We start from the raw sequence: 4,930 nt of genomic DNA, 5'->3' as shown, positions 1-4,930 counted from the left end.
CCGTCGGCGTCGACCAGCCGCACACGGACCCACCCTGGCCAGTCTTCGTCGACCCATGCAATCGCCTCGCAGCGCAGCAACCCGGCGGACCTCATCACCGGGCTGATCCTGCCAGGAGGGTCGCGCCTGGGTGGCGCGCGGCTGTCTGGGGCACACAGGGGGCACGAGACACTGTCAAATGTTGTCGATCAGTGAGCAGCCCTGGCAGCCTGCGACGCCGTCTGAACAGGTGCCGAGCACTGTTCCCGCTGGTGAGCCGATCACGGCTCGCAGTTCCGCTTCAACGTCTGACACCAGCGGTGCGTCGGGCCAGCATCAGCCGTCAACCGTGCGCTCATGGGCCTGGCAGCTCATCCGGGTCTGCGATGGAGGCATCCAACTGCTCGACGCGTCGTCGGAGCACTCCGGCCGCGACCGGTGGCAGGGCTCGCATGGCGAGGTCCAGGACGCGACGGTGATCGAGCGGGTCCGGACAGCATGACGGCTCGCCACACCCGCGCATCTCTTCCCGCTGGTGCCGCGAGGCGCGAACATACAGCTTCCAGCCTCGCAGGGCCTCGGCGACTGCACCAGGGTGCATGCGTGCCCGCTCCAACTGAGCAATCGCCAACTGGCCCCGGCGAGGAATGCCGGGCACCACGGCGATCCGTTCTCCGGGCCGCGGTTCCCGACGGAGGCCCACCCGGACCTGCCCCGATGATCTACGAGGCACGGTTCTTTCGCGCTGTCGACATGACCGCATCATCCCACGGGGGTTAGCCGACGACAGCAATGGCGACAGCAACGGACCCAGACGAGGACGGTTGCTTGCGAAGGAGGGCGGCCACTCGCCCGAGGTCACGGACGCACGCAGACAGCGCCGGACAGAGCGCCCAGAAATTACAAGCGAGGGGTCCAGGCCGCGCCGGTGACTGTAGGGAGGGCCTACTCAGCGACGAAGACGCCCACGCCTGGCAGGGTCTCGGTCATCCCCTTGATCCGTAGCACCTGCATGGCTCGGTCGATCACGGGCTCGGTAACGCTGTAATGCTCGATCAACTCGCGTCGGCTGGGCAGCTTGGAGCCCGGCGGGAATTCGCCGGACGCGATGCGTTCGGCGAGGTCGTCGGCGATCTGCTCATAGCGGTAACGCGGTGGCACGGTGTTCCCCTCGGTTGGCAACACGAGTAGACCACCTACGTCAGCCCTTGACTACCCAACGGTACCTATGGGAGGTTGCCGAGGAGGTCGTTTCCCCCGGTTGGCGCTGTGGGTCGTCCTCGCCGGCGTGGATGTCCGGCGCATCCCCCGCGATCGGGCATCCACGCCTCTGGACACCTGCGGCACGAGGAGGCGGCAGTGCTCCCTTCCAACTCACCAACCCAGCGGTTCGCGGCCGCGACGGCTCTGGGCAGCCGATGAAGCGGGTCTCCTACGACGAATACGTCCACGCGGCGGCGCTCACCCTCGCCCGTCGCCACCGCCCCGTCTGGTCCTGGCGGCATTGGCGACACATCTGCCGCTGCGGCGCGACCCTGCCGTGCCGAAGCCGCCATCGCATCCCGATCAACCGCGGCCACTGGCCCAGCCAGGGCGGCCCGCGGTGACCACTCACCACCCCATCAAGCCGGCTTGGACGTGCGGCGGCTGCGCGGGGGAGTGGCCCTGCCAGACCCGGCGACGGGAGCTGCGAGCGGAGTACGATCGCGCCCCGGTGTCGCTCGCTCTCTACCTGGCCGCCCAACTCGTTGACGCCGCTCAGGACCTGGCCCACGTCCCCGCCGGCCAGCTGCACCACCGGTCCTTGGCTGGACCCGATGAGTATCCTGCGCGTCGGCGACGAAAAGTTCCATTACAGCGACGGCTCGCACAAGTGGATCCCACCGGACCCGGACTACGACCAGAAGGTCTGGGACGAGCAGGTCCGCCAGCACAAGCAAGGCCACCTCAGGAACGAGCGCCCGAAGGTCCGCATCCGGCGTCTCGCCTGAGCCCGCAGTACAGCAGCAAAGTACAGCAACCGTGGCAGCCAAACCGGGCCAAGAAGGGCCTCAGCAGGCCGTCTGACCTCGCGTCAAGCCCGATCCGACTCGCTCGCCGAGAGTTCACACCGAAGAGGTCACTGGTTCGATCCCAGTATCGCCCACCATTGAAGTAATGCAGAAGAGCCACCCTCGGAAGAGGGTGGCTCTTGCTGATTCCATCGTCAGTTGTCGTTGGGCGTCAGCGGATCGTCAGCGAACGTGTCGCCCGACGAGCGCAGACGATGTCACGTTTGAGGCTGTCTCCGACGAACCAGCAGTCCCCGATCGGGACTCCAAGGGAGCGGGCGGCCATGTGCGCCAGCTCCGGGTTCGGCTTTCGCGGCCCCGCCTCGTCGCTGTAGAACTCGGCTGCGAGCAGCCCGGAGAGCCCTGCCGCGGCGAGGTAGTCCCGGTGCGCGGCGCCGGAGAGCGTGTTGCTGACCACCGCCATTGGCAGTCCCGCGTCGGCGGCGGCGTGCAACGCCTCCGGGATGCCGGGACGTACGGCCCGTTGCTGTCGCCAGGTCCAGGCGTACGCCAGCGGGGTTGCTTCCCGATCGACGGCATCGCGGGCCTCCTGAGGCCAGGACCGGGTCACGAAATCTGCCCACACCTGAGCATGCGACAGCTCGACGGGTTGAGCCGCCTTGCCAACGTCGTCGCGCCAGAGGGCATACGTACGCGCACCCTCGCCAATGTCCCGAGCGATCTGCTCGCGGGACACCGCTCCGTCTACGAGTTGGGACACTCGCTGCACCAGCTCCGGCGGGGCCGGCGGTTGCGGTGGCGCGTCGACCAGGACGCCACTGAAGTCCAGCAGAAGCGCGCGAGGCGGACGAAGCATGCCCGCGTCCTCTCGCAGCGGCAGAAGGAAGAGGAGGGAATCCCAGGGCAAAGCGACTCATGCCAGGTTGGGCGAAGCCCACACGTGGTGCGGCTCCCATCAGTCCGATCGCCGTGACGGACTTCTGGCCCAACGTGCGATGAGCCGCACGAACAGCAGGGTCATCACGGCCACCGCAGGAAGGGTCAGCAACACCCACCGGCCGCCGAGCAGGTTGCCGGTTCCTATCAGGGCAAACGCCACGCCCTCCCATAGCACTTCACGCCCGCTGAACGGCTGTCCAGGCAGTAAGCGTCGGCGCTGGCGCCGTTCCTCGCGTCGTAGCCGCACTCCCATGAGCATGAACAGCAGACCCAGCGCGATACCGGGCCAACCAGCTATCCAGGTGAGCGCTTGCGGCATGAGAACTCCTACCGGTCCGTCTCATTCGGTGAGGGCGATGTGCCCATTGAAGTCAGCTGGCATTCCCCTTCGACCTGGCAACCGCTACTTCTAGCGGCGGACCTGGTGCTGATCCAGGCCGGCTGCCGTACTAGCCGGTCGGACGCTCGGGCCGGTCTCCGTTGCGCCGTTGCCGACGTTGGACGGTGTCGGGCGGTGGTGTGTCGTGCTGCTCTTGGCTCGCGCGGACCTGTCGGTGATCTGTTGCCGAATCGGCTTCGCGCTCGCGGGAGAGCGTCCGATACGGAGGGGGTGGGGTGATCACGTTTCCTGCGTGATCACCAGACCCTCGCTGTCCCGGCCGAAACTCCCCCTCCGGCGACCCCCACAGGGGTGTCCTTGGTCAACCAGGACGGACACATCTACCTGCCCAGTAGTGCTGATTGCCCTGCACGCGGCCGTCGCCATCTAAGCTACTCAAAGTACGGTGCTCGAATGACCCACGGTCCCTTGGATCCGTCGCAGCCGCCGACTCAGCCAGTGCAGCCGATGAGCCCATACCCGCCGCCGCAGTACACCCCCACTTCCGGCGGCCCGCCGGTATACCCGCCGAGTGGGCCGCCTCAGTACGGTCCAACGACCGGCGGCCGCGCCGTACCCACCAGCCGGGCCGATGCCCTTCTATCCCGCGCCTGTCCCGCCGAAGAGGAAGAGTTTCTGGTCTTCCACGGGCGGGATCCTGACCATCGTCTTCGGCTCGCTCGCACTGGTGGTCGTGGTCTTGCTGTGCACGCCCTTGGGCTTGATGGCGATGATCGGGGACAGGGGGGACGCCGTCTCCAAGATGGAGGTTCGGGTCACCTCGTGCGAGGTGTTCGGCTCGGTCGCGAAGGTTGGGTTCTCCGTGAAGAACATCGGGGACAAGACTCGCAGCGCCACCCTCAAGATTGAGTATCGGGACTCGGCTGGCGCCCCTCTGGACACGGACACGTTGTACGTGCGAAACGTGGCGCCGGGAGACACGGTGCGCGGCGAAAAGTCGACCATTTTGGATGTCCCGACGACGTCCGGAAGCTGCAAGATCGTCGGGGTGAGCTGACCCCAACGATCGTGCTGCCCGGGCAGGCCGCGCAGCCCCCCCGTCGTCTTGTAAGTGGCGGGGGCTCCGCGCGGCGCGTTGTCCTCGGTGTCGAACTCCCAGCGGAGCACCTTGCCTGTCTCGGAGTCGCCAGCACTGGCGACGACGTACCACCGGACCTCGCGGGCGAGCCACACGTCACGCCGGGTCAACCGACCCCAGCTGTTATTCCACCAGCGCGTCACCAGCTCCTTGCCCACGCGATGATCGTACAAGCGTTTTAAACCGGCAGTGGTGGATGGCGTGAAAGGGGAGGCGAGCCCGAGCGGACAGGCCGGGGAGCGAACCGCGCGGGGCCGATGAAGGAGAAGGGTGGCAGCGCGGCCACGAGCGGAGCCGACGAGGCAGCCAGCGTCACGCGCGGATGAGCCACAGCGATCCTCGGAGGCGACACCGGACGGCGATGGCCGGGGTGGAGTTGTGCTCGTGCCGGCTTGGTCGACTCGGAGCGCTTCCGGTGATCTGTTGCCGAATTGGCCTGTACTAAGGGACGTCTCGTAACCCGGCAGGTGTCCCTTGAGGACGATCATCGAAGATGTCCTGATGCAGGTGATCTCCTCAGCC

Annotated in this window: 5 protein-coding genes and 1 pseudogene; 2 read left to right on the top strand and 4 right to left on the bottom strand. The window is 67.0% G+C overall.

Annotation, left to right across the window (positions count from 1 at the left end; translation table 11 throughout):
- Positions 1 to 328: 328 nt before the first annotated feature.
- Positions 329 to 481, top strand: coding sequence for a hypothetical protein (locus JNW89_RS27725; protein WP_238451307.1), 153 nt, complete (start codon positions 329 to 331; stop codon positions 479 to 481).
- 443 nt (positions 482 to 924) lie between these two features.
- On the opposite strand, the gene JNW89_RS27720 is transcribed toward JNW89_RS27725, so the two are convergent.
- Entirely contained in the window at positions 925 to 1,164 is a 240-nt protein-coding gene (locus tag JNW89_RS27720; protein WP_109905767.1) for a GntR family transcriptional regulator, read from the bottom strand.
- Between the two features lie 632 nt (positions 1,165 to 1,796).
- Between JNW89_RS27720 and JNW89_RS27715 the strand changes: the two genes are divergently transcribed.
- Positions 1,797 to 1,970: a hypothetical protein gene (locus JNW89_RS27715; protein WP_238451306.1), complete on the top strand. Its 174-nt coding sequence runs from the start codon at positions 1,797 to 1,799 to the stop codon at positions 1,968 to 1,970.
- A gap of 256 nt (positions 1,971 to 2,226) precedes the next feature.
- On the opposite strand, the pseudogene JNW89_RS27710 reads toward JNW89_RS27715, so the two are convergent.
- The 3 genes and pseudogenes from JNW89_RS27710 to JNW89_RS27700 form a co-directional block, all read right to left on the bottom strand.
- Positions 2,227 to 2,847, bottom strand: a pseudogene (locus JNW89_RS27710) (HAD family hydrolase); the annotation flags it as partial.
- A 99-nt stretch (positions 2,848 to 2,946) separates the two neighbouring features.
- Positions 2,947 to 3,249 carry a hypothetical protein gene (locus JNW89_RS27705; protein WP_238451304.1) on the bottom strand — a complete coding sequence of 101 codons (303 nt, stop codon included), beginning with the start codon at positions 3,247 to 3,249 and terminating at the stop codon, positions 2,947 to 2,949.
- Positions 3,250 to 3,909: 660 nt separating this feature from the next.
- Positions 3,910 to 4,566 carry a hypothetical protein gene (locus tag JNW89_RS27700; RefSeq protein WP_238451303.1) on the bottom strand — a complete coding sequence of 219 codons (657 nt, stop codon included), beginning with the start codon at positions 4,564 to 4,566 and terminating at the stop codon, positions 3,910 to 3,912.
- Positions 4,567 to 4,930 lie beyond the last annotated feature (364 nt).

Source organism: Micromonospora sp. 4G55 (genome assembly GCF_016803375.1).
Note: the sequence above shows the minus strand (reverse complement) of the source record. Positions and strands in the feature narration are given on the sequence as shown.

Excerpts from the sequence above, each read along its gene's own strand:
- JNW89_RS27715 (WP_238451306.1), top strand. The coding sequence starts at position 1,797 with ATGAGTATCCTGCGCGTCGGCGACGAAAAGTTCCATTACAGCGACGGC.
- JNW89_RS27705 (WP_238451304.1), bottom strand. The coding sequence starts at position 3,249 with ATGCCGCAAGCGCTCACCTGGATAGCTGGTTGGCCCGGTATCGCGCTG.